Consider the following 26,085-nt stretch of genomic DNA (forward strand, 5'->3'; position numbering starts at 1 on the left):
CCCGCATGAGTGAGCAGCCCACCCGAGCAGAGGCCCCGGCCGACCAGTACGTTCTGACCCTGTCCTGCCCCGACAAGCAGGGCATCGTGCACGCCGTGTCGAGCTACCTGTTCATGACCGGCTGCAACATCGAGGACAGCCAGCAGTTCGGCGACCACGACACCGACCTGTTCTTCATGCGGGTCCACTTCTCCGCCGAGGCACCGGTGACCGTGGACAAGCTGCGGGCGAGTTTCGCGGCGATCGGTGACTCGTTCCGGATGGACTGGCAGATCAACCGGGCCGACGAGAAGATGCGCATCCTCCTGATGGTCAGCAGGTTCGGCCACTGCCTGAACGACCTGCTCTTCCGCGCCCGGATCGGCGCGCTGCCGGTGGAGATCGCCGGAGTGGTGTCCAACCACACGGACTTCGCGGAACTGGTGGCTTCGTACAACATTCCCTTCCACCACCTGCCGGTGACGAAGGACACCAAGGCGGAGGCCGAGGCGAAGCTGCTGGAGATCGTGCGCGAGGAGGACGTCGAACTCGTCGTGCTCGCCCGCTACATGCAGGTCCTCTCGGACGACCTGTGCAAGCAGCTCTCCGGGCGGATCATCAACATCCACCACTCCTTCCTGCCGAGCTTCAAGGGCGCGAAGCCGTATCACCAGGCGCACGCCCGGGGAGTGAAACTGATCGGTGCCACCGCGCACTACGTCACCGCCGACCTCGACGAGGGCCCGATCATCGAGCAGGAGGTCGAGCGGGTGCGGCACGACGTCGCCCCGGACCAGCTCGTCGCCGTCGGCCGCGACGTGGAGTGCCAGGCGCTGGCGCGCGCGGTGAAGTGGCACGCGGAGCGCCGCATCCTGCTGAACGGGCGGCGGACGGTGGTCTTCGCCTGAACCGCCGGCCGCCCGGAAGGCGTGGAGGGTCCCGGCTACATCCTGCTCAGTGAGGCCGCCGCCAGGAGGACCTCACTGATGGCCTCCTTGTCGCCGACCTGCCCGGCGGCCGCCTCCCGCGGGGGTACGTGGCCCGCGGCCAGACGGCAGAACTCCGAGCCGTCGAGGGCGATGTGGGCCACCTCGTGCTCGGCGGAGCCCCGGGCGGCGGGGGAGTCCAGCGGGATCAGCCACTCCCCGCCCCCGGACCCCTCGATCTCCAGCCGCAGGCTCCGCCCCGGCGCACCGGCCGCGACCAGCCGCCGCCCGCCGGGTGCGTCCGGCCCGGAGCGGCGGCGTGCCTCCAGTACGGACGGCAGCATCCGCGCGGCCAGGTCGACCATGCGGTGCAGATGCCGTCCGGTGGGCGGATCGTACGGGTAGTCCACCGCCTCGGCGATGTCCTCCGCGTGCACCCAGCACTCGAAGGCGCGGTCCAGCATCGCGTCGTGCAGCGGCAGCTCGAAGTCGCCGTACGGCACCGCCGTCCGCCCGGCCCGGCTGCCCGTGAAGGACACGGTCCGCACCAGGTCGTGGGTCTGCGCACGCCAGGGCGCCCGTACGGAGCGGGTGGGAGGGGAGTGGGCGGCACTCCAGTACGCCTCGGTGCGGGCCGACGGGGTGGGCCGCTCGGCCGACAGGCCGCCGAGCGGGTCGTCCAGCCCGAGGGCGACCGCGACCAGGCCGTCGACGGTCAGCAGATGCGCGATGACCCCGGCGACCGTGGTGCGGCGGGTGGTCGCCTCGTCGTCCTCGTACCAGCGCAGCCGTACGGGCGCGTGCCACTCGGTGTCGCCGAAGTCCTGGAGCAGCGCGTCCAGCCGGGCCGTCTCGGCGTCGTAGGCGGCGGCCCAGTCGGGTACGGGTATGCGCGGCGGGCGCCGCTTGAGGCAGGACTCCAGGACGCGGGTGCGCAGCCCCGGGTCCAGATCGAGGCTCTCGGGGCGCTGCAGCAGCCCGACCGCGTCGCGCAGGCGCAGCGCCTCGTCGGCGCAGGCCCCGCAGTCGCCGAGGTGCTCCTCGACGGCCGCCGTCTCCTCCGGCGCGCAGGCGGCCAGCGCCCACGCGCCCAGCAGTGACTTCAGCACCCGGTGCTCCAGCACCAGCGGCTCGACCGGTCGCGGCGCGACCCCGGCGGAGGGCTCGGGTGCCGGCGCCGGCAGGGACGGCCCGCCGTCCTCACGCATACCGTCCGCCCCGTTTCCCGTGGCCGTGTGTGTTCCCGCGGCGGCGGCGTCGTCGCCGGACGGCTCGCAACGGTCGTCGCTCACGCCGCACCCCCGATGCCGGGCGGGGTGTCCAGCCGGGCCGTCTCGGTGTCGTGAGCCGTGGCCAGCAGTTGCAGGCCCAGCCGGAGGCGGCGGCGGGCCTCGTCCGCGGTGACGCCGAGGTCGGCGGCGGTCTGGTGGTAGTCGCGGCGCTGGAAGTACGCCCGCTCCAGCGCGGCCCGCAGCGGTACCGGCATGGCGTGCGCGATGTAGTCCGCGCGGGCGGCCACCGAGGCGTGGCGCACCTGGCGCTCCAGTTCCTCCGTGTCGCCGGGGGAGCCGGGGGAGCTGCGGGCGAGCGCCGCCGTCCCGGTGGCGCGCAGCCGCTCGACGGCCAGCCGATGGGTCAGCTCGGCGACCCAGGTGCGCAGCGGGCCCTGCTTGGGGTCGTAGGCGTCCGGGTGCTCCCAGACGTGGGCGAAGACGTCGCGCGTGATGCCGTCGGCGGCGCGCTCGTCGCCGAGGACGCGGTGGGCGAGGCCGTGCACGAGGGAGGCGAACCGGTCGTAGAACTCACCGAGCGCCGCGGCCTCCCCGCGGGCGAGCCGCTGCTGCATCTTGCGGTCCCAGTGAGGCGGGACGTCCCTTTTCGACATGTGGCCCCCTTCACCCCCTGTTCCTCCCCCGGCGCCCCGAGCCGATCGTGCCCGGGGCCGGCGTGTGCCCGCCGACTCCATGAATGTAGTCGGCACGTCGGAGAGCGCACGCCCCTTTACGGCAATGCGCGCCCCCGGCGAGCCACAGGTGGTAAGGAGCCACCCGCGGGCACGTCGGATGCCGTCCGGAGCGTGCCTACCCAGCCGCTCACCGATCGGAATCGACTGAAGTCGACTGAGACTGACTGAAGCCAACCGGAACTGACCAGAACTGACTGATGCGGATCTGAACAGACCGTAACCCATCGAATTGGATCGAAGCCGACTGAAACAAGCCTTTACTGTTCGGTAACGGTTTCCCGGGTCGAGTTTCAGGGCACGGCCGGTGGGCAGCCGCGCTGCAAGGAAGCGTAGGTGTTTCTTCCGTTTCGGCGAGCGAAGGGCGTGGTGGTGGCCTTCAAAGTGACCGACGGGCAGCAGGGCGAGTGGGCCGTGCTCCAAGTGTCGGGTGAGCTGGACCTGGTGACGTCGCCGGTGCTGCGTCAGCGGGTGCACGACGCGGTGGCCGACGGCAGGCACAGCCTCGTCCTCGATCTCTCCGAGGTGTGGTTCTGCGACTCCAGCGGCGTCGGGGTGCTCATAGCCACCCGCCGGCTGCTGCGTTCCTGCCGGGGCAGTCTGCGGCTGATCCTGCCCGCCCACGGGGCCGCCGACGGCAGTCACGTCAACCGGGTCCTCGGCGCGCTCGGTGTCCGCCGCCTCTTCGACGTGCACCCGGACGTCCCGTCCGCGGTGGACGGGAGCTCCCGCCCGCTGTCGGCCTGAGCCGACCGCGAGCCCTCGGGGCGTCAGGCGCGACGGACCTCGGGGCGCACGCGCATCACGGACACCACGCGCACCGCACCTACCGCGAAAGGTGTCGCGTGTCACGCGATTGTCCCGGAATTCTCCCGCTCTTGGCGCAGATGTCGCTTCCGAATTCATGAAGCCGCCTCGTACGACGTACCCTCCGAGCGAGACGACCCTCTGAGTAAGGCGGCCTGAAAGAAACATGGTCACCAGCGAGTACGAGCGCCGGATCGCGGCCCGGTTCGCCACCTTCGACCAGGACGGCAACGGTTACATCGACCGCGAGGACTTCAGCGGAGCGGCCAAGGCGCTGCTCGCCGAGTTCGGCACGCGGGCCCGCTCCGACAAGGGCCAGGCCCTGTACGGCGGCGCCGAGGCCTTCTGGCAGGGCATGGCGGGCATCGCGGACCACGACGGCGACCAGCGCATCACCCGCGAGGAATTCGTGACCGGCGCGGTGAAGCGGTTGCGGGACAACCCGGACCGGTTCGCCGAGATCGCCCGGCCCTTCCTGCGCGCGACCCTCGCCCTGACCGGCCCGGACGACGACGGCGCGGTCGGCGTGGCGGACGCCGCCCGCGTCCTGAGGGCGCTCGGTGTTCCCGAGGAGCTCGCCGGATCCGCTGCCGCCGCGCTGGACGCGGACGGCGACGGCAGGATCGGCGAGGAAGAGGTCGTACGGGGCTTCGCCCGCTACTTCACCGTCCCCGAGTAGGGCCGGTTTCCACGTCCCCGGGCGGCGCTGCTCCTGGAGCAGCGCCGCCCGGGGACGTACTCGAGTACTTTCGGTGCCTTCAGCGCCTTCCGCAGGGGCGGCGCCCACGTGCGGGTGCGAGCCGACGGCGCAACACGCCCGGAGCCGTGAACAGTTCGGCCGTGGCCGATCGGGACCTTCCGGGCGGTGGCCCGACCGGTGCGCCGGGATGCCGGCCCGCGCGGAGAGCCCCCGCGCCGCCGTCCACGGGGCGGCCGTCACCGTCGACCCCGCGGGCGTCACGGCGGCCCGGCTGCCCACGAAAAAGCCTGGGTGCGGACTCGGCGTGCGGAAACGGTGACGGAGAGCGAGGGGGGTGTCCGTCGTCGAACTGCCCGCCGGAACGGCCTGCCCCGCCTCTTCGTCTGCGATGTCCTGGAGCGCTCCCGCTCGGATGTCGCGGATTGTGGCACAACGAGGTCACGGAGCGTTGATGCCGTGTTGTGTCCTGTACGTGACTCGTCACGGCCCGGAGTCGGCCGCCCGCTCCGGTACCTTGTGTGGGATGCGAGTGGTCGTGAGCACGCACAGTACGGGAGCCGTCTTCGGGACGGCCCCGGAAATGTCAGCGTCTGCCGCTGTTCGCCGTGCGACCGGGCCTGCCGCCACCGCCTGTTCGGCCGACCGGGGTGGGCGTCGCACAGTATGCCGCACGAGTACTCCTTCGCGCTGGAATATGCCCGAAGCGCTTGTTGGCGTGACTGTACGTCAACCATGCTGTCCCACAAGGGACTCACGTTCCGTGACCCCTGTCCCGGCCGTTGTTCTGGCCATGCAGAGAATGGCTACGATCGTGGCCCTCGTGAGGCGCGAGTCCAAGTGTCCGCCGGTTCGGATGGTGTGAGCGGTGCAGGTGCTTCAAGTGCAACTGGAGATCCGGCCCGACCCCGCTGAGGTGGGGCGGGCCCGGCAGTGGACCCGCTCACGCCTGGCCGGGTCGGGGATAGAGGTCGACGAGCCGCTGTCCGAGACGCTGATCCTTCTCGTCTCGGAGCTCGTCACCAACGCCGTCGTGCACACCGGCTGTCCGGCCGTACTGAGACTGTCCCTGAGGGATGTGGCGGCCGGGGAGGCCACCGTCCGCCTGGAGGTGGCCGACCGGAGCAGCAGCGCGCCGGTGCCGCGCTGTGCGGGCGGCGAGGCGACCGGTGGGCGCGGGCTCGCCCTCGTCGACGGCCTGGCGGACCGCTGGGGGTGGAGTTCCGACGGCACCGGCAAGCGCATCTGGTGCGAACTGGACCGCGGCACGGCCGGGCGGGAGTCCGCCCCGGCCTGTGGTGAAGTCGCGTACGAGGCGGTGTAGGGCGCGCGCGGAGCCGGCGGGTGGACGCGCGGCCGTGGCGATGTGTCGATGGATCGGTGCACGGATGCACGAGGGGACGGTCGCGCGGGCCGGGGGGTGAGCCGGTGCGCCGGGTGTGCTTCCGTGCGCGGCCGACGAATAACCGGGCATATGGCGCAGAGTCATCCGTAAGGCCATGAATCGGCATTGACGTGCCGTGACCACTTGATCACTCTGTTCGTCAGCGATTCGCTGCGAGGGGACGGCGAGGGCTTCGACGACGGGAGTCCTCGGCGAGTGTGGGTCGCGACTGCGGCGTCGGTTCCCTTTGTGGTCGAGGGGAGCCCGGGGAGGGAGCGCCGGAGTCGGAAGGCGGTGCGGTGCCGCCGCGCTCGGGACCGAGCGGCACCGCGCCGCCGTCGCCGTCGGGAGGGCGATCGCCGTCGCCGGTGTCGTGTACCGCGGACGGATCAGGGTCCTGGGGTGGTGGAGCCCTGGAGTCCCGCAGAGCGGCGGCCGGTTCCTCCACAGGCTGTGGACAACTTTTCGGGCCGGGGTGCGCCCGCGTCTCCGTCCCGGAACGTCCTCCGGTACGCGGACGGCGTCACCCCCAGCGCCGCCTGGAAGTGCTGCCGCAGTGACTGGGCGGTACCGAAACCGGCGTCACCGGCCACCCGGTCCACGGACAGGTCCGTGGACTCCAGCAGATGCCGGGCCCGCTCCACCCGCTGCCGGGTGAGCCACTGCCCCGGACTGGCACCGGTCTCCGCGCGGAAGCGGCGGGTGAAGGTGCGTACCGACATCGACTCCTGGAGGGCCATGTCGCGCAGCTGGATCGGCTCGTGCAGCCGGCCCAGCGCCCAGGCGCGGGCGCCCGTCGTGGACGTCTGCTGCTGATCGGGCACCGGCCGCTCGATGTACTGCGCCTGCCCGCCGTCGCGGTGCGGCGGTACGACCGTGCGGCGTGCCACGTCGTTGGCCACGGCGACACCGTGGTCGCGCCGCACCATGTGCAGGCACAGGTCGATGCCGGCCGCGACGCCGGCGGAGGTCAGGATGTCGCCGTCGTCGATGAACAGCACGTCCGGGTCGACGTCGACGCGGGGGAAGAGCCGCTGGAAGCGCTCGGCGTCCGCCCAGTGCGTGGTCGCGGGGCGGCCGTCGAGGAGGCCGGCGGCGGCGAGGACGTAGACGCCGGTGCAGATGGAGGCGAGCCGGGTGCCGGGGCGGACGCGGGCGAGGGCGGCGGCCAGTTCGCCGGTCAGCTCGCCCCGCTCGTACACCGGGCCGAGCTCGTAGGAGGCCGGGACGACCACCGTGTCGGCGGTGGCGAGGGCCTCCGGGCCGTGGACGACGTGGATGGCGAAGTCGGCGTCGGTCCGGACCGGTCCGGGCGGCCGGACGGAGCAGGTGACCACCTCGTACAGCGGCCGCCCCGCGGCGTCCCCGGGGCGGCCGAAGATGCGGTGCGGAATGCCCAACTCGAAGGGGAGCAGCCCGTCCAGGGCGAGGACGACGACACGATGGGGCCTGAAGGTGCCGGCGTCGGTGCCGGCACCCGGGGCGCTGGAGGTGGAGCCTGTCGATCCCACGGCCCGATCCTAGCGAATGCTGTCCTTCAGGCCACTCGATGCGTCAGGCCGGTTTCCGGAAGCTCTATGGCGTGACCCAGACAAGCAGGACGGCCGACGCCGTGGAGCGTCCCGGTGACGGGCTGCGCCGGCGCGCCCTTCGGTTCCGGGCTCCTCGCCCCCGCATCCACCGCGCGTGGTTCGTCGCCGCCGTCACGTTCGTGACGATCATCGGGGCCGCCGCCTTCCGCTCGGTGCCGGGGCTGTTCATCGATCCGCTGAACGAGGAGTTCGGCTGGTCACGAGGGACCATCGGCGCCGCGGTCTCCGTCAACCTCGCGCTGTACGGGCTCACCGCCCCCTTCGCGGCGGCGCTGATGGACCGCTACGGCATCCGGCGGGTCGTCGCGGTGGCGCTGACCGTGATCGCGCTCGGCTCGGGACTGACGGTGTGGATGACGGCGGCGTGGCAGCTCCTGCTGTGCTGGGGTCTGCTGGTGGGCCTGGGCTCCGGCTCCATGGCGCTGGCGTTCGCCGCGACCGTCACCGACCGCTGGTTCACCGCACGCCGAGGCCTGGTCACCGGCATCCTCACCGCGGCGTCCGCGTCCGGACAGCTGATCTTCCTCCCCGTGCTGTCCTGGATCGTCGAGCGGCACGACTGGCGTCCGGCGGCCGTCACGGTGGCGCTCGCCGCACTCGCGGCCGTCCCCTTCGTCTGGCTGCTGCTGCACGACCACCCGGCCGACGTGGGCCAGAAGCCGTACGGTGCGACGGAGTTCGTGCCCAAGCCCGCACCCGTCCCCGGCGCCGCCCGGCGCGCGCTCAAGGTGCTGGCCTCGGCGGTGCGCACGGGCCCGTTCTGGCTGCTCGCGGGCACCTTCGCGATCTGCGGTGCCTCCACGAACGGCCTGATCCAGACCCACTTCGTGCCCGCGTCCCACGACCACGGCATGCCGATCACCGCCGCCGCCTCCCTGCTGGCCGTCATCGGTGTGTTCGACGTCGTCGGCACGGTGGCCTCCGGCTGGTTCACCGACCGCTTCGACGCGCGCCGCCTGCTCGCCGTCTACTACGCCCTGCGCGGCGTCTCCCTGCTCTTCCTGCCCATCCTCCTGGCCCCCACGGTCCAGCCCCCGATGATCTTCTTCATCGTCTTCTACGGCCTCGACTGGGTCGCCACCGTCCCGCCCACCCTCGCGCTGTGCCGCGAGCACTACGGCGACGACAGCCCGATCGTCTTCGGCTGGGTCCTCGCCTCCCACCAGATCGGCGCCGCCCTCGTCGCCTTCCTCGGCGGTGTCGCACGGGACGTCTTCGGCTCGTACGACGTGGTCTGGTACGCCTCCGGTGCCCTGTGCGCGACGGCGGCCCTGATGGCCCTGGTCATCCGGCGCCGACCGGCGGCCGGTGCTGCGACCGTGTATTCGGGGTAGTCGGGTCACTGAACTGGCACGGCGTCAGAAATAGCTGTTACAGGCTGAGTTGATGAGCGAAAGTCATCGGGGTGGTCGGGAGATTCCCGGTGCCCCGTGGCGGGTCACCGCCTTGGCTATCTTCTCCGCGTCGATGGCCAACTCGCGGAGGTTGCCGCTGATGGGGTTGGTGAAGCCGGTGAAGTACAGGCCGGGAGCGTGGGGCGGGGTGCCGGCGCCGCGGGTCACCGGTCTTCCCCGGTCGTCGAGGACGCCGAGGTGGCCGACGAGACCCTCCAGGCCGCGGACGTACCCGGTGGCCGCGACCACCGCGTCGGGGCCGACGCGGGTGCCGTCGGCGAGGGCGACCTCGCCGTCCTCGAACCCCGCCACGGCGGCCACGATCTCCACCCTGCCCCGCCGTACGGCGTCGACCAGCCCGACGTCCTGTACGGGGATGGCGCCCTCCAGCACCCTGCTGTAGAGGCCCTTGTCGGGGCGCGGCAGGCCCTGGGCCGAGAGGTCGGGCAGCGCCACCTTGGCCTGCGCCCGGGACAGCCGGTCCACGAGCCCGACCGGCAGCCGGCGCACCAGGACGGCCGAGCGCTGGGCGGGCCAGCCCGCGGTCGAGCGGCGCACGATGTGCGGCACGGTACGGACCGACAGCCGCACCCGGGAGGCGCCGCCCTCCACCAGGTCGACGGCGATCTCCGCGCCCGTGTTGCCGATGCCCGCGACGAGGACGTCCCGGTCGGCGAAGGGCTTCGCGTTGCGGTACTCGGACGCGTGCAGGAACTCGCCGGTGTAGGTCTCCCGGCCGGGCCAGTCGGGCAGGCGGGGCGTGTGGTTGAAGCCGGTGGCGATCACGACCGCGGCGCCGGTCAGTTCGCGGCCCCCGGTGGCGCGCAGCAGCCAGCCCGTGTCGTCGGCGGTGCGCTCGACGCGGGAGACCTCGACGCCGGTGACGATCTCGAGGCGGTGGTGCTCGGCGTACTTCTCCAGGTAACGGACCATGTCGTCACGGGCCACCCACCGCCCGAACCGGCGCGGTATCGGCAGGCCGGGCAGCGCGGACAGGCGCCGCGTGGTGTGCAGGCGCAGCCGGTCGTAGTGGCGCCGCCAGGACGCCCCCACGTGCTCGGACCGTTCCAGGACGACGGCCCGCACGCCCCGGGCGCGCAGCGAGTACGCGACGGCGAGGCCGCCGGGACCACCGCCGACGACGTAGACGGGGCGGTCTCCCCGGGGCGGTGCGGTGGGGTTCGGGGGCGTGGTGGAGTCGGCCATGAGCGCGAGCGTAATCACGCACCAGGTTGATGGGTATCGGTCAAGACCGGAATTGGTTGCGGATTGATCACGTATGTAGGTACAGGGGGGAGGTCAAGTGACGGAAATTCTCGCGTCCCGGCCGACCGTGCAGGTTTGAATGACCCGTATGGCTGATACGCATGCGCACCCGCACTCCTTGCGGTCCCTCCCCGAACTCCACGGCCACGGTCTGCACCTGAGCCCCTGGGACCCGGCGTCCCGGTCCGACGCCGAGGTGTGGCTGCGCGGCACCACGGACCCGGAGTTCCATCGCTGGAACACCCCGCTCCGGCCGGTCACGGACGTCGCGGGCGCCCGGGAGGCGCTGCGCAGGAGGGCGCAGTGGACCGAGGACGGCACGACCGTGTCCTTCCGGATCGCCGACGCGGACACCGGTACGCCACTGGGGCACATCGGTGTCAACGACGTCCGGCCGGTGCAGGGGTTGGGCATGGTCGGCTACTGGGTGCTGCCCGAGGCCCGCCGCCGGGGCGTGGCCACCCGGGCGCTGCTGCTCGCCGCGCGGTGGGCGTTCACCGAACTCGGCCTGCACCGGCTCGAACTGGACCACGCGGTCGAACACGAGGTGTCCTGCCGGATCGCCGAACGGTGCGGGTTCCTTCCCGAGGGGGTCCTGCGCGAGGCGATGTTCGCGGAGGGCAGCCACGACGCCTTCCGGGACTCCCACCTGCACGCCCGCCTCGCCACGGACCCGGAGCCGGCCCCGCCGAAGGGCTGCTGAAGGCTCGTCGAAGGCCCCACCGCGGACCTCACGGCCAGAGCAGTTCCCGCGTCCAGCCCTCCCGGGGCGAGCGGCGGTAGCGCAGCCGGGTGTGACGGCGGAGGGCGTCGCCCTGGAAGAACTCCACCTCGTCCGGGCGCAGGTGGTACAGGGTCCAGGACGGAGCCGGGGCGTCCGGCTCCCGCCGGGCCCGCTCCCAGGCGGCCTCCGAGGCGCGGGCCAGTTCCTCGGGCGAGCCGAGCACCTCGCTCTGGCGGCCGGTGAGCGCGGCGGCCAGCGCCCCGGTCGAACGGGCGTGCAGATCGGCCTGCGCCTCCTCGGCCGGGGCGGTGCCGACGGGCCCGCGGACCCGGACCTGGCGGCCCAGCGCCGACCAGTAGAAGGCCAGCGCGGCATACGGGCGGGCGGCGAGGTGACCGCCCTTGCGGCTGTGGGCGTGGGTCGCGAAGGACCAGCCGTCCGCGTCCGCGCCGTGCAGCATCACGATCCGTACGTCGGGCAGCCCCTCGGCGTCCGCCGTGGCCAGCGACATGGTGTGCGGCTCGGGCTGACCGGCCGCCACCGCCTCGGCGAACCACCGGGTGAACAGCGGCAGCGGCTCGGCGGGGGCGGCGGCCCGGTCCAGCTCCGGCAGGTCGGTGACCTCCGGATCCCACACCCGCAGTGACTTCAACAGCTCATGAAGATCGGTTCCCATGCCCCGAGTCTGCCCGGACGTGTCCGGGGCGGCAGTCCGGCAGCCGGGTCGACGGCGGGACCGGCGAGGTGTCGTGACATGCGACAGGCGGTGGCTCACCGGAGTGAACCACCGCCTGCCTGACAGGACGTGAAGTGCGAAATGGAGGACCGGGGAAGTGTCGCCGGCATCCGCCTACCTCGTCGGCTTCTTGCCGGTGACGCCCAGGTAGATCAACAGGGCCAAATTGGGTTTGAGTTCGGCCTGCTTCACGCCCCAGGAGGTGAAACCTTTCTGGTGCAGGGCGACCGCCGCGAGCATGGCGACCAGGGAACCGGCCACCGCGGCCGGGTTCACGTCCTTGTCGACCCGGCCCTTGGACTGCAACTCGGCGACGGCGTCCGTGAGGGAGCTGTTCACCGAGTTGAGGACCTTCATACGGATCTTGTAAAAGCGCTTGTCGCCCTCGGCGGCGCCGAGGTCGACGACTCGCAGGATCGCGTCGTTCTTCCGCCAGAAGTCCAGAAAACCGTCGACAAGTTCCTGTGCCGTCTGCCAGCCCGCCTTGCCGACCCAGGAGCGGCCCTCCAGGAGCTCGCTCAACCCGGCGCTGTCGGCGGCCACTTGGTCGGCGATCTCGAGAACGGCGCCCTCGACGTCCGGGAAGTACTGGTAGAAGGTCGCGGGCGAAGTCCCCGCCCTGCGGGCGACATCGATGACTTTGACATCCCGGTAGGGGGAGGAGCTGAGCATCTCGCTGAGGCAGTCGAGCAGCTTCTGCCGGGTCGCCTGCCCACGCCGACCGGCCACGCGGCCGTCGACGGTACGCACTTGTCCTGTCATGACGTCAGCTTACCGACGGGTGATCGGAGCGCGATTCGGCCGACTGCAAATGGGGTGTGCGGGCTCTCGACGCCTGGTGTGCCTGGTCTGCGCGGTGCGTGCGGCACGGCTAGTTTGACTGTATGGCCGAAAACGCCGAAAACGCCGAAAAAGCTGGAAAAGCTGGAAAAGCTGGAAACGCCGAAAACAGGGCATCGGAGTACCCAGAGGGCACCCCTTGCTGGGTCGACGCGCAGCTTCCCGACGTGGAGGCGGGCAAGCGGTTCTACGGCGAACTCTTCGAGTGGACGTTCGAGGACCAGCCCGAGCAGCCCGAGTGGCCCGCCCCGGCCTCGCAGCCCGCGCCGTCGGGCCCAGCGCAGGCTTCCCCGCCCCTGGGAACCGTGCGGGCGCTGCTCGGCGGTGAGCCGGTGGCGTCCCTCGCGCACAAGACGGACGGCCGGCTCCCCACCGTCTGGACGGTGTCCTTCGCGACCCCTGACGTCGGGGCGCTGTGCCGACGGATCGTCGCGGCCGGCGGACAACTCGTCTCGGCGCCGCGTCCGGTCGGCGAACTCGGCGTCACCGCACTCGTCACCGACCCCGAGGGCGCCGTGTTCGCCCTGTGGCAGCCCGGTGACCGCCCCGGCTTCGGGCGTCGGCACGAGCGGGGGAGCTTCGCCTGGGCCGAGCTCTACACCCGGGACACCGAGGCGGCCAACGCCTTCTACGGCGGCCTCTTCCACGACGCCCTGTTCGGTGAGGGCGTCGAGCCCGACTTCGGCCGTGCCCCGGTCTCCGACGTCTTCCCGGCCGAGATGCCGCCCCACTTCCTCGTCCACTTCGCCGTCGAGGACCCCGAGGCCACCATGGCGGAGGTGACCCGGCTCGGCGGCCGCGTCCAGGTCCCGCCCTTCGACACCTCCTACGGCACGGTGGCCGTGGTCACCGACGACCAGGGCGCGTCCTTCGCCCTCCTGGCCCACTGACCCGATGGCCCACTGACCGGCCGTCCCGGGGGTTCTCGGCTCCCCGTCCGTCCCATTATTTTGCATATAAGACTAGACACCCCCTATGTCGCCGGGTTCGCAACCGGCGCCCCGGACAGGAACAATCGGGGTGCGTGCCGCCACGGGGCTGCGGTGGTGAGACGCTGCACTTCGGTCGCGTACAGGTGGTGGCGCGATTCGTACGGGGAGGTGGCAGGCAAGTGGTGGATCAGCTGACGCAGCACGATCCGCGGCGTATCGGGCCGTTCGAGGTGCTGGGACGGCTGGGGGCCGGCGGGATGGGGCTGGTCTATCTCGCGCGCTCGGCGTCCGGGCGGCGCGTGGCGATCAAGACCGTCCGGACCGAGCTGGCCGAGGACCAGCTGTTCCGCGTCCGCTTCACCCGCGAGGTGGAGGCGGCCCGCGCGGTCTCCGGGTTCTACACCGCGGCCGTGGTGGACGCCGATCCGCGTGCCGCCGTGCCGTGGCTGGCCACCGCGTACGTTCCCGCACCCTCCCTCGAGGAGATAGTGAACGAGTGCGGGCCGATGCCGGCCCAGGCGGTGCGCTGGCTGGCGGCCGGGGTGGCGGAGGCGCTGCACTCCATCCACGGCGCCGGACTCGTCCACCGCGACCTCAAGCCGTCCAACGTCCTCGTCGTCGAGGACGGCCCCCGGGTGATCGACTTCGGTATCGCCTCCGGCGTGTCGAACACCCGTCTGACGATGACGAACGTCGCCGTCGGCACCCCCGCCTACATGTCCCCCGAGCAGGCCAAGGACTCCCGCAGCGTCACCGGCGCCAGCGACGTGTTCTCGCTCGGTTCCACCCTGGTCTTCGCGGCCACCGGGCACGCCCCGTTCCACGGCGCGAACCCGGTCGAGACGGTCTTCATGCTGCTGCGCGAGGGCCCGGACCTGGAGGGCCTCCCGGACGAACTGCGTCCGCTGATCGAGTCCTGCATGCAGATGGAGGCCCCGGTCCGGCCCAGCCCCGCCGACCTGCAGTCCCAGCTCGCCCCGCACCTGTTCGGCTCCGGCTCCGACGACAGCGGCACGGCCTCCGCGTGGCTGCCCGAGCGGGCGGTGAGCCTGATCGAGGGCCGCCGGGGCGGCCGACCGCCCGCCCGTCCCGCCCCCGCGGGGGGCCGCAGCCTCAGCGCCGCCCGCCTCCCGGTCCCGCCCCCGCCCGCGCACGACCCCGTGATCCCGCCGCCGCACCCGCCCGTGCCGGTCGGCGCCCCCGACACCGGCCCGGTACGGCTGGCCGGCGCCCCGGTGCCCATCGGCCCCGGCCCGCGCGTCGCCGACGTCCGCGCCGCCGCCGTCAAGGCGCCCCCGCCGGAGGCCGCCCTCGCCGCCTCCTGGTCCAAGCCCCGCCCCGGCGTCAACGGCGCCGACCCCGCCGTCCCCGTGACCATGGCGCCGCCCGTGCCGCCCCTGCCGCCGGAGCAGCCGAGCGGCTGGCGGCCGTGGCGCTTCCGGATGTCCAACGACGTCTGGGGCACCCCCTCCGTCGCCGACGACCTCGTCTACGTCACCTCCTTCGAGGTGCACGCCCTCGACGTGGCCACCGGCCGCCGCCGGTTCAAGACCCGGGACGTCGCCTGGTCGATGGCGGTCGCCGACGGCCGCATCCACGCATCCGACGGCCCCACCCTGTTCGCCCTGGACGCCCGTGAGGGCGGCGATCTGTGGCGGCTGTCCACGGACGCCTGGGTGTACTCCCTCCAGGCCGACCACGGCACCGTCGTCACCGGCACCAGGGGCGGCGGCGTCCAGGCGTGGGAGGCCTCCACCGGCCAGAAGCTGTGGGAGGTCACCGGCTGCCAGACCGACTTCGAGACCCCGGAGGCCGGCCCCGCCGTCCACGACGGCACGGTCTACGTCTGGCAGGACGCCCGTCTGCGCGCCCTGGACGCCCGCACGGGCGACGAGCGCTGGTCGTACCCCATCGGCGACGCGGCCTCCTGCGGCGGCGTCCCGGTCCGCCTCACCCACGCCCCCGACGGGTACGTGTACGTCTCCGCGGGCACCCGCGTCCTCGCCCTGGACGTCGTCGGCGGGCACGTCCGCTGGCACTTCGAGGCGCCGGCGGTCTTCCTCTCGCAGCCCACCTTCGTCTCCGGTCCGGCGGTCACCGGCGGAGGCGTCTACCTCGCCGACTACCTCGGCACGGTCTACGCCCTCGACGCCACCGACGGCCGCGACCGCTGGCGCATCGCCACCGAGGCCCGCGCCTCGATCGAACCGGTCCTGGTCGCCGCGGGCCACGTCCACGTCGGCAGCGGCAAGGGCCTCTACACCCTGGACGCCGTCACCGGCACGCCCAAGTGGCGCTTCCAGGCCGGCGGCGACATCGTGGGCGCCCCCGCGGTCGCCGAGGGCCGCATCCACTTCGGCTCCACGGACCATCTGCTCTACACGCTGAAGGCCGACGACGGCCGCCTGAGATGGAAACTGGCGACCGGCGGTGAGATCACCGGCTCCCCGGTCGTCCGGGACGGCGTCGTCTACGCGTGCAGCAAGGACCGCTGCGTCTACGCCCTGGACGCGGAGAAGGGGACGGGCACAGCACGTACGACGTGACGGCGGCCCCCTGTCAGGGGCCCGCCGGGCCCGCCGCCCCGGCGGGTACGCGACGGTCGCCCGGTGGTGACGTGCTCGTGACAGGGGGCTGGCAGTCTGCCGGACATGCGGTCACGGGGGAAGACTCTCAAGCTCACAGCGGTGGCGGCGTTGGTCGTCCTCACCCTCACCGGCTTCTCGACCGGACGCGGTCACGGCCGCGGTGATGGCGGGGACGGCGGTGGCGGGTGCAGCAGCTCGTCGCAGGACCACGACTCGTCGTCGAGGTCCGGCGGCGGAAGCCACCGCGACGATGACGATGACGACGACTACTACGACGACTACGACGACTACTACGACGACAACTACGACTACGGCGACGACGCTGACACGGGCGGCAGCAGCACCGGCGGGAGTGGCGGGGGCTCGTCCTCGTCCCTCCGGGACGCGACCGTGGAACTGCTGAGCTGCGCCTCGAAGACGGTCCCGTACGCGACCGTCCGCGTCACCAACCCCAATACCGTCGACGGCGTCTTCACCGTCACCGTGGCCTTCGCGGACAGGGCCGGGCACAGGGTCGCCTCCCCGGCGCAGCGGGTCGCCGTGGCCGCCGGCGGTACGGCGACCGCGCGGGTGAAGGTCGGCGGCGACCACGAACGCGCCGCCCGGGTTTCCGCCTGCGCCCCCGACCGGTACGCCCCGGGCACCCGCTGACCCGCCAGGCTCCGACCCCGCGCAAGCCCTGGGCGGGCCCTGGGCGAGACCGGCGGACGGGCCGCGCACACGGCTGGGCCGCGACGGCTCCCCCTCCGCGCCGTCGCGGCCCAGCTGTTTCCCCGTGCGGGTGTGGTCTACCGGGTCGGCTTGAACGGCTCCGACGTGGCGTGGATGTCCTTGGTCTCCAGGGGCTCGTCGGTGGCGTGGATGTCGCCCTGGGTGGTCGCTCCGCCGACCTCTGCCTCAGGGGCCTTGGGGGCCTTCGGGTCCGCGCTCTTCGTGTCGAGCGGCTCCGAGGTGGCGTGGATGTCCTGCGGCTTGACGACCTGCTCGTCACTCATGATTCCTCGGTCTCCCCTGTGTGGTGTTCGTCGTCATGAGGCCCGCCCGGGCATTCCCCCGAGGACGACCGGACGGGCCTCTCGGCCGCTCGACCCTGGTGGGCCGGTACAGCGGCCTTCGATGACGACCCGTCTGCCCCCCGACACGACGGATCGACTGACTCCACGATGGCGCCCGGCGATAAACGAATGATGAACGCCGGCGTCAAGAAGCCATGTCCGAGCCCCGGAGCAGGAGCTGCGCCGCGGCCGTCCCGGCCACCACGACCGCCGCCCGGAACGGCCACCGGCTCCGGTCCGCCGACGGTACCGCCGTACCCGCGACCGCGACGATCCCGCCCGCCGTCCCCAGCGTCCACCCCGGCCTCCCCACCGCCCCGGGCGGCCCCGCGACGACCACCAGCACGGCCGCCGCCACGGCCAGAGCGGTCACGAACACCGTCACGGCGACCGTCGGCTCCGGACGACAGGAACGCAGCAACACCGGGACCCGGCGCGTCGAGCGTCGGAGGGCCCCGGACGGGTGGAGAGACACATACGCAAGGTGGTCAGGCAGCCGATGCGGGGGAGACATGACCGACATGCGTGTCCCCCTGATCGCCGACCATGCCCCCTCCCCGACCACCTCGACCTCCCCGACCGCCGTCCCGCGCCGTACGGCCGCGACGGCCGCGACGGCCGTGCCGACCGCGCCGTCTGTGATCGCCGCCGTCCACACCGCGCTGCCGCCGCACCGATACGCCCAGGCCGACCTGACCGAGCCGATCGGCGACCTGTGCCTGCCCCCGGGCGCGGACCGCGCCGCACTGCGCCGCCTGCACGCGTCCGCAGGCGTCCGCACCCGGCACCTCGCCCTGCCGATCGAGCGGTACGCCGGTCTGAGGGACTTCGGGCTGCGCAACGACGCCTGGCTGGCGGTCGGCCTCGAACTGGGCGAGGAAGCCCTCACCGGCGCGCTGAAGCAGGCGGGGCTCGCACCGGCCGACGTCGACCTGCTGGTGTGCGCCTCCATCACCGGCGTCGCCGCCCCCTCGCTCGACGCCCGACTGGCGGGGCGCGTGGGGCTGCGGCCCGACGTCAAGCGGCTTCCGGTCTTCGGCCTGGGCTGTGTGGCGGGCGCCGCCGGCCTCGCGAGGGTGCACGACCACCTGCTCGGTCACCCCGACGACACCGCGGTGCTGCTCACCGTCGAACTGTGCTCGCTGACGCTCCAGCACCGTGACGACCGCCGCGCCAACCTGGTCGCCGGCGCCCTGTTCGGCGACGGCACGGCGGCACTCGTCGCACGCGGCGCGGGCAGTGCCGGCGAGTGGGGGAGCGCCGGCGGGAGGAACAACGGTGAACCGGACGCGGCCGGCCCCGCCCCCTCGGTGATCGCCACACGCAGCCACCTCTACCCGGACACCGCACCACTCCTCGGGTGGGACATCGGAGCCGGCGGCTTCCGCGTCGTGATCGACGCCGGGGTGCCCGGCGTCGTCCGCGACCACCTCGGCCGGCACGTGCGCGCCTTCCTCGCGGAACACGGCCTCACCACCGACGACATCGGAACCTGGGTGTGCCACCCGGGAGGCCCCAAGGTCCTCTCCGCCGTCACCGACACCCTCGGCCTGCCCGGCGACGCCCTGGAGTCCGCGTGGCGCTCCCTCGCGACGGTGGGGAACATGTCCTCGGTCTCGGTCCTGCACATCCTGCAGAGCGTCCTGGAAGCCCGCGGCCCCGAACCCGGCACCTGGGGCCTGCTCCTGGCGATGGGCCCGGGCTTCTGCTCCGAACTCGTCCTGCTGCGCTGGTGAGCGCCCCCGTGCAGTGGTGGTACGTACTCCTGGTCCTCGCCGTCGCCGCCGAGCGCGTCGCCGAACTCGCCGTCGCCCGGCGCAACGCGGCCTGGACCCTCGCCCGCGCCGGTGTGGAGCACGGCCGGGGCCACTACCCCGTCATGGTCGCCCTGCACACGGGCCTGCTCGCGTGCTGCCTGCTCGAACCCGTGCTCCTCGCCGGCCGGCCGTTCCTGCCCGCTCTCGGCCTGCCCATGCTGGCGCTCGCCGTACTGGCCCAGGCCCTGCGCTGGTGGTGCGTCACCACCCTCGGTCCGTACTGGAACACCCGCGTCATCGTCGTCCCCGGAGCACGCCTGGTCGGGGCGGGCCCCTACCGTCTCCTGCGCCACCCCAACTACGTCGCGGTCGTCGTGGAGATCGTCGCGCTGCCCCTGGTGCACTCCGCGTGGCTGACCGCGACGGCGTTCACCCTCGCCAACGCGATGCTGCTCACGGTCCGGATCCGCTGCGAGAACACGGCCCTCACCCAGGCGGTCCCCGCGTGAACGGCACCCACGACCTGCTGATCGTCGGAGGCGGGCCCGCCGCCCTCGCCCACCACATCACCCCCACGGCCACCCGCCTGCCCCACCTCTTCGCCGCAGCGGTGAACGCCCTGGCGTGAGCCCGGCCGTCCGCGGGCCGCGGTCGTCCGCGATCCCCGGCCACCGGAGCGCCGGTGTCCCACGGTCCGCCGGTGTCACCCGCCACGGCTGCGGGAGCACCGCAGGGCGAACAGGACGGTGGCCGCCTCCGCCGGCCCGGTGGGGTGGAGGTCGGTCAGCTCGGTGGAACGGCTCAGCCGGTTGAGCACCGTGTCGCGGTGGCATTACAGGTCGCGGGTGACCGCCGCGACCGTCCCGGACGCGCAGGAGGCGACCACGGTGTCCAGCAGGCGCCCGCGCTCGTGCGGGGACAGCCGGTCCGGGCCGGACAGCATCGAGCCGGCCGGCGTCCCCGCGATCGGGCCCAGCCGTGTCGCGGCCACGGGCATCCACGCGTCGTCACCGGCCGGCCCGTGCCACGCGGCGCCGCCGTCACCCGCGGTCGGCGAACGTTCAGGCGGCCTCGACGGGAGTCAGCAGGGCGCGTACCGCCGTGGCCTCCGGTGAGCCCAGGGCCTCGTAGATGCGCATGGCCTCCTCCCAGCAGACGCGGGCGCGGCCCGTGTGGCCGACGCCGGTGAGGGCGTGCCCCAGCACCGTCAGGACGTTGCCGCGCCGCCATTGCCCGCCGATGCCGCGCAGCACCGTCAGCGCCATCTCCGCGTTCGCCGCGGCCGGGGCGTAGCGCTGCCCCGCGATGTCGACCTCCGCCAGGCGGAAGAGGGTCATGCCCTCCCACAGCCGTTGCCGGCTGTCCCGGAAGACCTCCAGCGCCTCGAGGAGCCGGTCGGCCGCGTCGACCAGGCGGTGGCTCTGGGTGAGGGCCATGCCCAGCGCGTACCGGCCGTTCGCACCGCGCATGGAGTTGCCCATGGCGTCGTAGATCTCCATGCCCTGCTGCGCGAGTGCCACGGCGCTGTCCGTGCTGCCGGTGGCCAGCCGGATCCGCGAGAGGTTGCAGAGCGCGCTGGCCTCACCGGGGCGGTCGCCCAGCGTCCGGAAGTGCGTGATGGCGTGGGAGAGATGCTCCTCGCCGGCCGCGGTACGGCCCTGGTAGAGCGCGATCACGCCGCGGGCGTTGTGCGCCCAGCACACGGGCAGCAGGTCGTCGGCCCGCCGTGCGAGGTGGACGACCTGCTCGGCCTCCTCGTCGGCCAGGTCGAACCGGCCGCCGTCGAGGTGCGCGTGCGCCAGGGTCATCAGCGCCCGGGCCTCCACCTGCGCGACACCGACCTTCCGGGCCGCCTCCAGCAGGGTCCGCGCCGTGAACTCGTACTCCTTGGAGTTGGCCCCCGACTCCGACAGGTCGAGCGCCGCCCACAGCAGGTCGATGCTCCGGCGCAGGGTGTCCGGCCGGTCGGCGCACTGCCGGGCGAAGGACAGCAGGCAGTTCGCCTCCGTGTAGAGCCAGTCCCGCGCCGGCCCCCGGTCGGGGAAACGCAGCCCGGGATGGTCGGTGGCGGCCAGATGGTCCACCAGCCGGTCCCCGGGCCGCTCGATCGCGTACACGCCCGCCGCCGTCGCCAGATAGAAGTCCAGGAGACGGGACAGGGCGGCGGCGCGCTCGCCCGGCGGGTGCTCGTCGCGTTCGGCGCACGCACGCGCGTAGAGGCGGACCAGGTCGTGCAGCCGGTAGCGGCCGGGTGCGGCGGACTCCAGCAGGGAGGTGTCCACCAGGGACTCCAGGAGGTCCTCCGTGTCGTCCGGCGGGAGATCGAGGACCGCCGTCGCCGCCGCCAGGGAGATGTCCGGGCCGTCGGCCAGGCCGAGGAGACGGAAGGCGCGGGCCTGGGCCGGCTCCAGCTGTCCGTAACCGAGTTCGAAGGTGGCCTTCACGGCGAGGTCGCCGGCCTGCAGCTCGTCCAGGCGGCGGCGTTCGTCGGCGAGTTTGGCCGCCAGCACCGCGACGGTCCAGGTGCGGCGTGCCGCCAGCCGGGAGGCCGCTATCCGGATGGCCAGCGGGAGGAAACCGCAGGCCGCCACGACGTCCAGCGCTGCCTCGCGCTCCGACGCCACCCGTTCCTCACCGACGATCTTCGTGAACAGGGCCAGCGCCTCGTCCGGGGACATCACGTCCAGGTCGACCAGGTGGGCGCCGGCCAGGTCCACCATCCGCACCCGGGACGTCACCAGGGCCGCGCAGCCCTCCGTGCCCGGCAGGAGGGGGCGTACCTGGGCGGCGTCCCGCGCGTTGTCCAGCAGCACCAGCACTCTGCGGCCGTCCAGGACGGACCGGTACAGCGCCGCCCGTTCCTCCAGCGAGTCGGGGATAGCGCCCTCGGCGGTGCCGAGGGCGCGCAGGAAGGCACCGAGCACCGTCTCGGGCTCGGCCGCCCGCTGCCCCGCGCCCTGCAGGTCGACGTACAGCTGGCCGTCGGGGAAGCCGGCCCGTGCCTGGTGGGCCACGTGCACCGCGAGGGTCGTCTTGCCGACGCCGCCTATCCCGGCCAGCGCGGACACCGCCATCACCCGGCCCTCGGCCGAGGCGAGGATCGCGCCGAGTTCGCGTACGAAGGACGCGCGGCCGGTGAAGTCCGGCACGGTGGCGGGCAGTTGCGCGGGACGGACCGGAGCGGCGGCGGGCTCGGGCGGAGCGGGGGAGGAGGGCTCCGCCAGGTGGGGGTCCGCCTGGAGGATGCGCTGCTGGAGTTCCTGCAGGCCGGGCCGCGGGTCCACGCCCAGCTCGTCGGCGAGCAGCCGGCGCGTGTCCGCGTACACCGCCAGCGCCTCGGCCTGGCGTCCGCTGCGGTACAGCGCCAGCATCAGCAGCTCGCGCAGGCGTTCGCGCAGCGGGTGGGCCGCCGTGAGCGCCGTCAGCTCCGAGACGGCCTCCGCGTGGCAGCCCTGCTCCAGGTCCATGTCCAGCCGGGCCTCGACGAGTTGCAGGCGCCACTCCTCCAGCCGCACCCGCTGGGCCTGCGCGTACGGGCCCGGTACGCCCGCCAGCGTCTCGCCGTCCCAGAGCGCGAGGGCACGGTCCAGCAGCGCACGGGCCGTGCACAGGTCCCCGGCGTGCTTCGCCCGCTCCGCCTCGGCGGCCAGCCGCTGCGCCACCTCGGCGTCCAGCGCGCCCTCGCCCGGCCCGCGCACCGCGTATCCCCCGGACTCGCTGACCAGGACCCCGGGGTCCAGCACCTTCCGCAGCCGGGACGCGTACGTACGCAGCGCCGCCAGCGCCTGTGAGGGCGGCTCCTCGCCCCACAGGGCGTCGATCAGCTCGGCGGCCGTGGCCGTACGGCCCCCGCGGAGCAACAGGGCGGCGAGCAGGGCGCGTTGCTGAGGGCTGCCGGTGCTGACGGGCTCGCCGCCGCGCCAGGCGCGCACCGGTCCGAGCACGCTGAAGCGCAGCACCGGCGGCTCGGGCGGTGCTGTCGGCGAATCGGGACGTCCCTGCTCCGGCACTCGCGGTGCACCCTCCATGGAGTCCCCCTACGGATCCTGAACGACCACGCCAGTTTGCCTTGTCCGTGACGAATGCGTCAGCTGTGCGAGACGGCGATCACACGGCGGCGCGCACTGGTCCACAAGGCCCCCACATCTTCCGCGTGCACGGGTACGTCGATGTCACCGAAACCGGCCCCGGCTCTCACGGTTGACGCCGCGTCAGCTGAGTGGGAGGTGGCGCCGCCCGCCTCAGTCGTCCAGGTCGACCCGTACCGTCAGCAGTTTTGCCCCCACCGCCCGTACCGTCGCGCTGTTCATGCGCGGCAGGGCGCGCAGCCGGGCGACCGGGTCGTCCTCGGGCAGCGGGTGGGCGGTACCGGTGTGCCAGCGGCCCCGGATGCGGATCCGCACCCGGGGATCCGCGCGGATGTTGCGCACGTACTGGGACCGCTCGCCGAACTCCGACACCAGCCAGAACGAGTTCCCGACCCGCCGCCCGCCCACCGGAGTGCGCCGGGGCAGGCCGGAGACGCGGCCCGTGGTCTCCAGGAGGGTCTGCAGTGGGAGGCGGCGCGTCACGGGGTTGGCGATCCGGCGCTGGACGGCGGTGACGGCCCGGTACTTGCGTTCGGAATGACGGCTCATGGTGCGGCGAGCCTACCGGCGACCCAGGAAGATCGGGTTGGTCAACGCGGCCGGGACACCCGGCAGCGGGCCGGCAGCCGTCTCGTGCCGCAGCTCGGCGCGGACGTAGGCGGCGTACGCCGGGGTGGTCCGCCACTCGACGGCACCCGAGCCGGACACCGGCAGCGGGGCGCTGGTGTGCAGGACACCCTGGTCGGTGACGAGGCGGACCGTGCAGCGCGGGGCGCCGACGGCCTCCAGGCGGACGGTGACCGGCGTGTCCCGGTCCACGCCCAACCGCTCGCCGATATCGGCGTGTTCGCCCCGCCCGCCGGACGCCGTGAAGGCGACGGAGACGCGTGCGGACTCGGCGACGTACGAGCGGCCCGCGCGGATGCCCTCCTGGACGGCCCGGCGGGACAGCTCGTCGGCGAGGACGACGGTCTGCGGGTGACCGACGACGTCCGGGTCCCGGTGGGCGTCGCTGTTGCCCATCGCCGGAATCCAGCCCCGCCCGCCCCTTTCGCCCCGCCCACCCCGCACCGAGGCGACGAGCATGCCGTCCCAGTCGGCCAGGGCCACCTCGTCGTCGGGTGTCCAGGGGCCGTTCCACACCTCCACGGCGTCCGCCTCGCCGAAGCCGAACTTCCAGTTGCAGCCGATGCAGGTGGCGTGCGGATGCGCCGGCACGACCAGGCCCCCGGCGCCGCGGATCCGGCGGGCGAACCGGCCGAACCGGTCGTCGCGGGCCCGGTAGCGCCAGTCGACGAAGGTGCCGGGGTCCGTGCCGAGCGCGACCACGTGCCCGTTGCGGGTGGTGACCTCCTCGCCCAGCAGCACCAGCAGGTCGTCCCCGGCGGAGTCCGCCCAATGGGCGTGCGCGGAATGGGTGTTGTGCTCCGAGCTGTTGATGAAGTCCAGCCCCGCCGCCCGCGCGAGCGCCGCGATCTCGGCCGGGGTGCGACGGCCGTCGGAGTGCCAGGAGTGCAGATGGCAGTCGCCCCGGTACCAGGCCCGCCCGCGCCCCTTCGCCCGCTCGGGCGGATACACCGGCCGGACCGTCCCGCCGGGCTCTCCGTAGGTCAGCGTGACGGTGATCTCGTACGACAGACCCTGCGGGGCCACGGTGTACGGGCCCAGCGCGATGTGCCAGGTGCCCTCCCGCACCGGGCCGGGCAGATAGCCGGGGGTGGCGTCGTCCGCGCGGAGGAAGAACTCCGTGCGGGCCCCGCCCGACCAGCCCCGGAAGCCCGCGCCGCCCAGCTCGGTGCCGCGTTCGTCGAAGATCCCGACGTCGAGGGCGTTGCCCGCGGTCCCGGCCGGGACGGACGGTCTGTCGTAGGTGTAGGCGACCCTGATCTCCCGTACGCCGTACGGTACTTCGACGGGGACGTAGACGAAGTCGGGGGCGCCCGGCGGGAGGGTGCCGCGCACCGTCCTCGTCTCCTGTTCGCCGCGGCCGGCCGCGGAAGCGAAGCTCACGCTCCCCAACGTAAGCGCGGCGGCGGCTCCCGTCAGGAAGACGGCACGCCGGCCGATCCCGCTCCGGTGCTCCTCGCACATGCTGCTGCTCCCGGGGTGTCGTGTGATGGCAGGGCGGATGACAGGGCACGGGTGCATGGGTGGTGCAGGGGTGGTGCGGTACCACACTGATATCGAACGGTGAACTGCCGTGCAAGAAAAGGGAATCAGCGGATTCGGCGACGGAGACCGCTCATCGTCGGCCCCTCTGTCGCGGGTCCTCCCGCCCCGCCGCGCCCGTCCCGATGTCCCGACCGGTCGGTATGGACAGGAGGTCCGGGCCCGGGTATGGATGGGTCCGTCGTCCGCGTACGAAAGGCCCGTTCATGCGCATCGCCGTCACGATCTTCCTCACCGACGAGACGATCACCCCGACCCGGATCGCCCGTGAGCTGGAGCAGCGCGGCTTCGCCGGGCTGTATCTGCCCGAGCACACGCACATCCCCGTCGAGCGGACCAGCCCCTACCCGGCGGGCGGCGACCTGCCCCGGGAGTACGGCCGCACCCTGGACCCCTACGTCGCGCTCGCGCAGGCCGCGGCCGTCACCGAGCGGCTCGGCGTCGGTACCGGCATCACGCTCGCCGCGCAGCACGACCCGATCGACCTGGCCAAGCAGATCGCGACCCTCGACCACCTCTCCGGCGGCCGGTTCACCCTCGGGCTCGGCTTCGGCTGGAACGTCGAGGAAGCCGCCGACCACGGGGTGGAATGGCGTACGCGGCGGGAGCTGGTCCGGGACCGGATGGGTCTGATGCGGTCGCTGTGGGCAGAGGAACCGACCGCGTACAACGGGAAGTTCGGCAGCGTCCGGGCCAGCTTCGCGCACCCCAAGCCGGTGCAGAAGCCGCGCGGTCCCGTCATCGGTCCGCGCACGCTGGTCGGCGGGACGGCCGGGCCGAAGCTGTTCACGCACGTCTGCGAGTACGCCGACGGCTGGATGCCGATCGGCGGGCGCGGCCTGTCCGAGGCGGTGCCCCGGCTGCGCACCGCCTGGGCCGACGCCGGCCGCGACCCCGGCGCCCTCCAGGTCGTCCCGTACGCCGTCCAGCCCGGTCCGGGCAAGCTCGCCCGCTTCGCCGAACTCGGGATCGAGGAGGTCGTGGTGCAGCTGCCGCCGGAGGGCGAGGCGGGAGTGCTGCGGGCCCTGGACGCCTACCAGCCGTTCGTCGACGGCACGGGCGACGGGGCGGGCGACGGCACCGGTGGGGCAACCCGGTGACGGCACCGGCGGCGGTCCCCGTGACGGCCGGTGAGCACCGGGCCGGGAGGAGGGCCCCGACCCCCCCTTTGCCCTGATCACCCCGAAC

General features: G+C 73.2%; 25 protein-coding genes and 1 pseudogene. 13 read left to right on the forward strand and 13 right to left on the reverse strand.

Going from position 1 to position 26,085, the window contains the following annotated elements:
- Nucleotides 1-5: 5 nt before the first annotated feature.
- Nucleotides 6-887 carry a formyltetrahydrofolate deformylase gene (purU, locus tag AC6F7H_RS15685; protein ID WP_500757590.1) on the forward strand — a complete coding sequence of 294 codons (882 nt, stop codon included), beginning with the start codon at nt 6-8 and terminating at the stop codon, nt 885-887.
- Nucleotides 888-922: 35 nt separating this feature from the next.
- On the opposite strand, the gene AC6F7H_RS15690 is transcribed toward purU, so the two are convergent.
- Together AC6F7H_RS15690 and AC6F7H_RS15695 are read right to left on the reverse strand one after the other, a co-directional pair.
- The gene (locus AC6F7H_RS15690) at nt 923-2,197 is read right to left on the reverse strand and encodes a maleylpyruvate isomerase N-terminal domain-containing protein (protein WP_500757591.1); all 1,275 of its coding nucleotides are present in this window, start codon (nt 2,195-2,197) and stop codon (nt 923-925) included.
- Nucleotides 2,194-2,790 carry a sigma factor gene (locus tag AC6F7H_RS15695; RefSeq protein ID WP_500757592.1) on the reverse strand — a complete coding sequence of 199 codons (597 nt, stop codon included), beginning with the start codon at nt 2,788-2,790 and terminating at the stop codon, nt 2,194-2,196. Before AC6F7H_RS15695 ends, AC6F7H_RS15690 begins: the two co-directional genes overlap by 4 nt.
- 444 nt (nt 2,791-3,234) lie before the next feature.
- Between AC6F7H_RS15695 and AC6F7H_RS15700 the strand changes: the two genes are divergently transcribed.
- From AC6F7H_RS15700 to AC6F7H_RS15710, 3 genes are all read left to right on the forward strand, one after another.
- Nucleotides 3,235-3,615 (forward strand): STAS domain-containing protein, encoded by a 381-nt coding sequence (locus AC6F7H_RS15700; RefSeq protein ID WP_500761838.1) that lies wholly within the window; start codon nt 3,235-3,237, stop codon nt 3,613-3,615.
- A gap of 226 nt (nt 3,616-3,841) precedes the next feature.
- Nucleotides 3,842-4,354 carry an EF-hand domain-containing protein gene (locus AC6F7H_RS15705; protein ID WP_500757593.1) on the forward strand — a complete coding sequence of 171 codons (513 nt, stop codon included), beginning with the start codon at nt 3,842-3,844 and terminating at the stop codon, nt 4,352-4,354.
- A 901-nt stretch (nt 4,355-5,255) separates the two neighbouring features.
- On the forward strand, nt 5,256-5,696 hold the full coding sequence (locus AC6F7H_RS15710) for an ATP-binding protein (RefSeq protein WP_500757594.1): 441 nt from the start codon (nt 5,256-5,258) through the stop codon (nt 5,694-5,696).
- Nucleotides 5,697-6,145: 449 nt separating this feature from the next.
- On the opposite strand, the gene AC6F7H_RS15715 is transcribed toward AC6F7H_RS15710, so the two are convergent.
- Complete coding sequence (locus AC6F7H_RS15715) at nt 6,146-7,267, reverse strand: GlxA family transcriptional regulator (RefSeq protein ID WP_500757595.1); 1,122 nt, start codon at nt 7,265-7,267, stop codon at nt 6,146-6,148.
- 71 nt (nt 7,268-7,338) lie between these two features.
- Between AC6F7H_RS15715 and AC6F7H_RS15720 the strand changes: the two genes are divergently transcribed.
- Nucleotides 7,339-8,682, forward strand: a complete 1,344-nt coding sequence (locus AC6F7H_RS15720; protein ID WP_500757596.1) for an MFS transporter — start codon at nt 7,339-7,341, stop codon at nt 8,680-8,682.
- 63 nt (nt 8,683-8,745) lie between these two features.
- Here AC6F7H_RS15720 and AC6F7H_RS15725 read toward each other — a convergent pair whose 3' ends face one another.
- The gene (locus AC6F7H_RS15725; protein WP_500757597.1) at nt 8,746-9,948 is read right to left on the reverse strand and encodes a flavin-containing monooxygenase; all 1,203 of its coding nucleotides are present in this window, start codon (nt 9,946-9,948) and stop codon (nt 8,746-8,748) included.
- A 148-nt stretch (nt 9,949-10,096) separates the two neighbouring features.
- Between AC6F7H_RS15725 and AC6F7H_RS15730 the strand changes: the two genes are divergently transcribed.
- Complete coding sequence (locus tag AC6F7H_RS15730; RefSeq protein WP_500757598.1) at nt 10,097-10,711, forward strand: GNAT family N-acetyltransferase; 615 nt, start codon at nt 10,097-10,099, stop codon at nt 10,709-10,711.
- Nucleotides 10,712-10,739: 28 nt separating this feature from the next.
- On the opposite strand, the gene AC6F7H_RS15735 is transcribed toward AC6F7H_RS15730, so the two are convergent.
- Together AC6F7H_RS15735 and AC6F7H_RS15740 are read right to left on the reverse strand one after the other, a co-directional pair.
- On the reverse strand, nt 10,740-11,408 hold the full coding sequence (locus AC6F7H_RS15735) for a pyridoxine/pyridoxamine 5'-phosphate oxidase (RefSeq protein ID WP_500757599.1): 669 nt from the start codon (nt 11,406-11,408) through the stop codon (nt 10,740-10,742).
- 174 nt (nt 11,409-11,582) lie between these two features.
- Nucleotides 11,583-12,218, reverse strand: coding sequence for a TetR/AcrR family transcriptional regulator (locus AC6F7H_RS15740; protein ID WP_500761840.1), 636 nt, complete (start codon nt 12,216-12,218; stop codon nt 11,583-11,585).
- Nucleotides 12,219-12,352: 134 nt separating this feature from the next.
- Here AC6F7H_RS15740 and kbpA point away from each other — a divergent pair, with 134 nt between their 5' ends.
- From kbpA to AC6F7H_RS15755, 3 genes are all read left to right on the forward strand, one after another.
- A complete protein-coding gene (kbpA, locus tag AC6F7H_RS15745; protein ID WP_500757600.1) occupies nt 12,353-13,198 on the forward strand; it encodes an AfsK-binding protein KbpA in 846 nt (281 codons plus the stop codon).
- 221 nt (nt 13,199-13,419) lie between these two features.
- A complete protein-coding gene (gene afsK, locus AC6F7H_RS15750) occupies nt 13,420-15,786 on the forward strand; it encodes a protein serine/threonine kinase AfsK (protein ID WP_500757601.1) in 2,367 nt (788 codons plus the stop codon).
- Nucleotides 15,787-15,891: 105 nt separating this feature from the next.
- On the forward strand, nt 15,892-16,479 hold the full coding sequence (locus tag AC6F7H_RS15755; RefSeq protein WP_500757603.1) for a hypothetical protein: 588 nt from the start codon (nt 15,892-15,894) through the stop codon (nt 16,477-16,479).
- Between the two features lie 137 nt (nt 16,480-16,616).
- Here the strand turns inward: AC6F7H_RS15755 and AC6F7H_RS15760 are convergent, their stop codons facing one another.
- On the reverse strand, nt 16,617-16,823 hold the full coding sequence (locus AC6F7H_RS15760; protein WP_500757604.1) for a hypothetical protein: 207 nt from the start codon (nt 16,821-16,823) through the stop codon (nt 16,617-16,619).
- A gap of 205 nt (nt 16,824-17,028) precedes the next feature.
- Nucleotides 17,029-17,268 carry a hypothetical protein gene (locus tag AC6F7H_RS15765; protein ID WP_500757605.1) on the reverse strand — a complete coding sequence of 80 codons (240 nt, stop codon included), beginning with the start codon at nt 17,266-17,268 and terminating at the stop codon, nt 17,029-17,031.
- Nucleotides 17,269-17,404: 136 nt separating this feature from the next.
- Here AC6F7H_RS15765 and AC6F7H_RS15770 point away from each other — a divergent pair, with 136 nt between their 5' ends.
- From AC6F7H_RS15770 to AC6F7H_RS15780, 3 genes are read left to right on the forward strand one after another with little or no spacing between them, the layout of a single operon-like run.
- The gene (locus AC6F7H_RS15770) at nt 17,405-18,619 is read left to right on the forward strand and encodes a type III polyketide synthase (RefSeq protein WP_500761842.1); all 1,215 of its coding nucleotides are present in this window, start codon (nt 17,405-17,407) and stop codon (nt 18,617-18,619) included.
- Nucleotides 18,616-19,149 carry an isoprenylcysteine carboxyl methyltransferase family protein gene (locus AC6F7H_RS15775; protein ID WP_500757606.1) on the forward strand — a complete coding sequence of 178 codons (534 nt, stop codon included), beginning with the start codon at nt 18,616-18,618 and terminating at the stop codon, nt 19,147-19,149. The genes AC6F7H_RS15770 and AC6F7H_RS15775 overlap by 4 nt, the downstream gene beginning before the upstream one ends.
- The gene (locus AC6F7H_RS15780) at nt 19,146-19,268 is read left to right on the forward strand and encodes a hypothetical protein (RefSeq protein WP_500757607.1); all 123 of its coding nucleotides are present in this window, start codon (nt 19,146-19,148) and stop codon (nt 19,266-19,268) included. Before AC6F7H_RS15775 ends, AC6F7H_RS15780 begins: the two co-directional genes overlap by 4 nt.
- A gap of 75 nt (nt 19,269-19,343) precedes the next feature.
- Here AC6F7H_RS15780 and AC6F7H_RS15785 read toward each other — a convergent pair.
- From AC6F7H_RS15785 to AC6F7H_RS15805, 5 genes and pseudogenes are all read right to left on the reverse strand, one after another.
- Nucleotides 19,344-19,460, reverse strand: a pseudogene (locus AC6F7H_RS15785) (hypothetical protein); the annotation flags it as partial.
- A gap of 12 nt (nt 19,461-19,472) precedes the next feature.
- The gene (locus AC6F7H_RS15790) at nt 19,473-19,637 is read right to left on the reverse strand and encodes a hypothetical protein (RefSeq protein WP_500757608.1); all 165 of its coding nucleotides are present in this window, start codon (nt 19,635-19,637) and stop codon (nt 19,473-19,475) included.
- 64 nt (nt 19,638-19,701) lie between these two features.
- A complete protein-coding gene (afsR, locus tag AC6F7H_RS15795; protein WP_500757609.1) occupies nt 19,702-22,668 on the reverse strand; it encodes an SARP-family global regulator AfsR in 2,967 nt (988 codons plus the stop codon).
- 213 nt (nt 22,669-22,881) lie between these two features.
- Nucleotides 22,882-23,277 carry a nitroreductase/quinone reductase family protein gene (locus AC6F7H_RS15800; protein WP_500757610.1) on the reverse strand — a complete coding sequence of 132 codons (396 nt, stop codon included), beginning with the start codon at nt 23,275-23,277 and terminating at the stop codon, nt 22,882-22,884.
- 12 nt (nt 23,278-23,289) lie between these two features.
- Nucleotides 23,290-24,819, reverse strand: a complete 1,530-nt coding sequence (locus AC6F7H_RS15805; protein WP_500757611.1) for a CehA/McbA family metallohydrolase — start codon at nt 24,817-24,819, stop codon at nt 23,290-23,292.
- Nucleotides 24,820-25,103: 284 nt separating this feature from the next.
- On the opposite strand from AC6F7H_RS15805, the gene AC6F7H_RS15810 reads away from it, so the two are divergent.
- Nucleotides 25,104-25,997 (forward strand): LLM class F420-dependent oxidoreductase, encoded by an 894-nt coding sequence (locus AC6F7H_RS15810; RefSeq protein ID WP_500757612.1) that lies wholly within the window; start codon nt 25,104-25,106, stop codon nt 25,995-25,997.
- Nucleotides 25,998-26,085 lie beyond the last annotated feature (88 nt).

This window comes from Streptomyces sp. MMS24-W38, from assembly GCF_059889265.1.

What these genes read in the sequence shown, in the direction of transcription:
- purU (WP_500757590.1), top strand. Translation starts at nt 6, where the DNA reads ATGAGTGAGCAGCCCACCCGAGCAGAGGCCCCGGCCGACCAGTACGTT.
- AC6F7H_RS15695 (WP_500757592.1), bottom strand. Translation starts at nt 2,790, where the DNA reads ATGTCGAAAAGGGACGTCCCGCCTCACTGGGACCGCAAGATGCAGCAG.
- AC6F7H_RS15705 (WP_500757593.1), top strand. Translation starts at nt 3,842, where the DNA reads ATGGTCACCAGCGAGTACGAGCGCCGGATCGCGGCCCGGTTCGCCACC.
- AC6F7H_RS15725 (WP_500757597.1), bottom strand. Translation starts at nt 9,948, where the DNA reads ATGGCCGACTCCACCACGCCCCCGAACCCCACCGCACCGCCCCGGGGA.
- AC6F7H_RS15730 (WP_500757598.1), top strand. Translation starts at nt 10,097, where the DNA reads ATGGCTGATACGCATGCGCACCCGCACTCCTTGCGGTCCCTCCCCGAA.
- AC6F7H_RS15735 (WP_500757599.1), bottom strand. Translation starts at nt 11,408, where the DNA reads ATGGGAACCGATCTTCATGAGCTGTTGAAGTCACTGCGGGTGTGGGAT.
- kbpA (WP_500757600.1), top strand. Translation starts at nt 12,353, where the DNA reads ATGGCCGAAAACGCCGAAAACGCCGAAAAAGCTGGAAAAGCTGGAAAA.
- AC6F7H_RS15755 (WP_500757603.1), top strand. Translation starts at nt 15,892, where the DNA reads ATGCGGTCACGGGGGAAGACTCTCAAGCTCACAGCGGTGGCGGCGTTG.
- AC6F7H_RS15760 (WP_500757604.1), bottom strand. Translation starts at nt 16,823, where the DNA reads ATGAGTGACGAGCAGGTCGTCAAGCCGCAGGACATCCACGCCACCTCG.
- AC6F7H_RS15770 (WP_500761842.1), top strand. Translation starts at nt 17,405, where the DNA reads ATGCGTGTCCCCCTGATCGCCGACCATGCCCCCTCCCCGACCACCTCG.
- AC6F7H_RS15790 (WP_500757608.1), bottom strand. Translation starts at nt 19,637, where the DNA reads ATGCCCGTGGCCGCGACACGGCTGGGCCCGATCGCGGGGACGCCGGCC.
- afsR (WP_500757609.1), bottom strand. Translation starts at nt 22,668, where the DNA reads ATGGAGGGTGCACCGCGAGTGCCGGAGCAGGGACGTCCCGATTCGCCG.
- AC6F7H_RS15800 (WP_500757610.1), bottom strand. Translation starts at nt 23,277, where the DNA reads ATGAGCCGTCATTCCGAACGCAAGTACCGGGCCGTCACCGCCGTCCAG.
- AC6F7H_RS15805 (WP_500757611.1), bottom strand. Translation starts at nt 24,819, where the DNA reads ATGTGCGAGGAGCACCGGAGCGGGATCGGCCGGCGTGCCGTCTTCCTG.
- AC6F7H_RS15810 (WP_500757612.1), top strand. Translation starts at nt 25,104, where the DNA reads ATGCGCATCGCCGTCACGATCTTCCTCACCGACGAGACGATCACCCCG.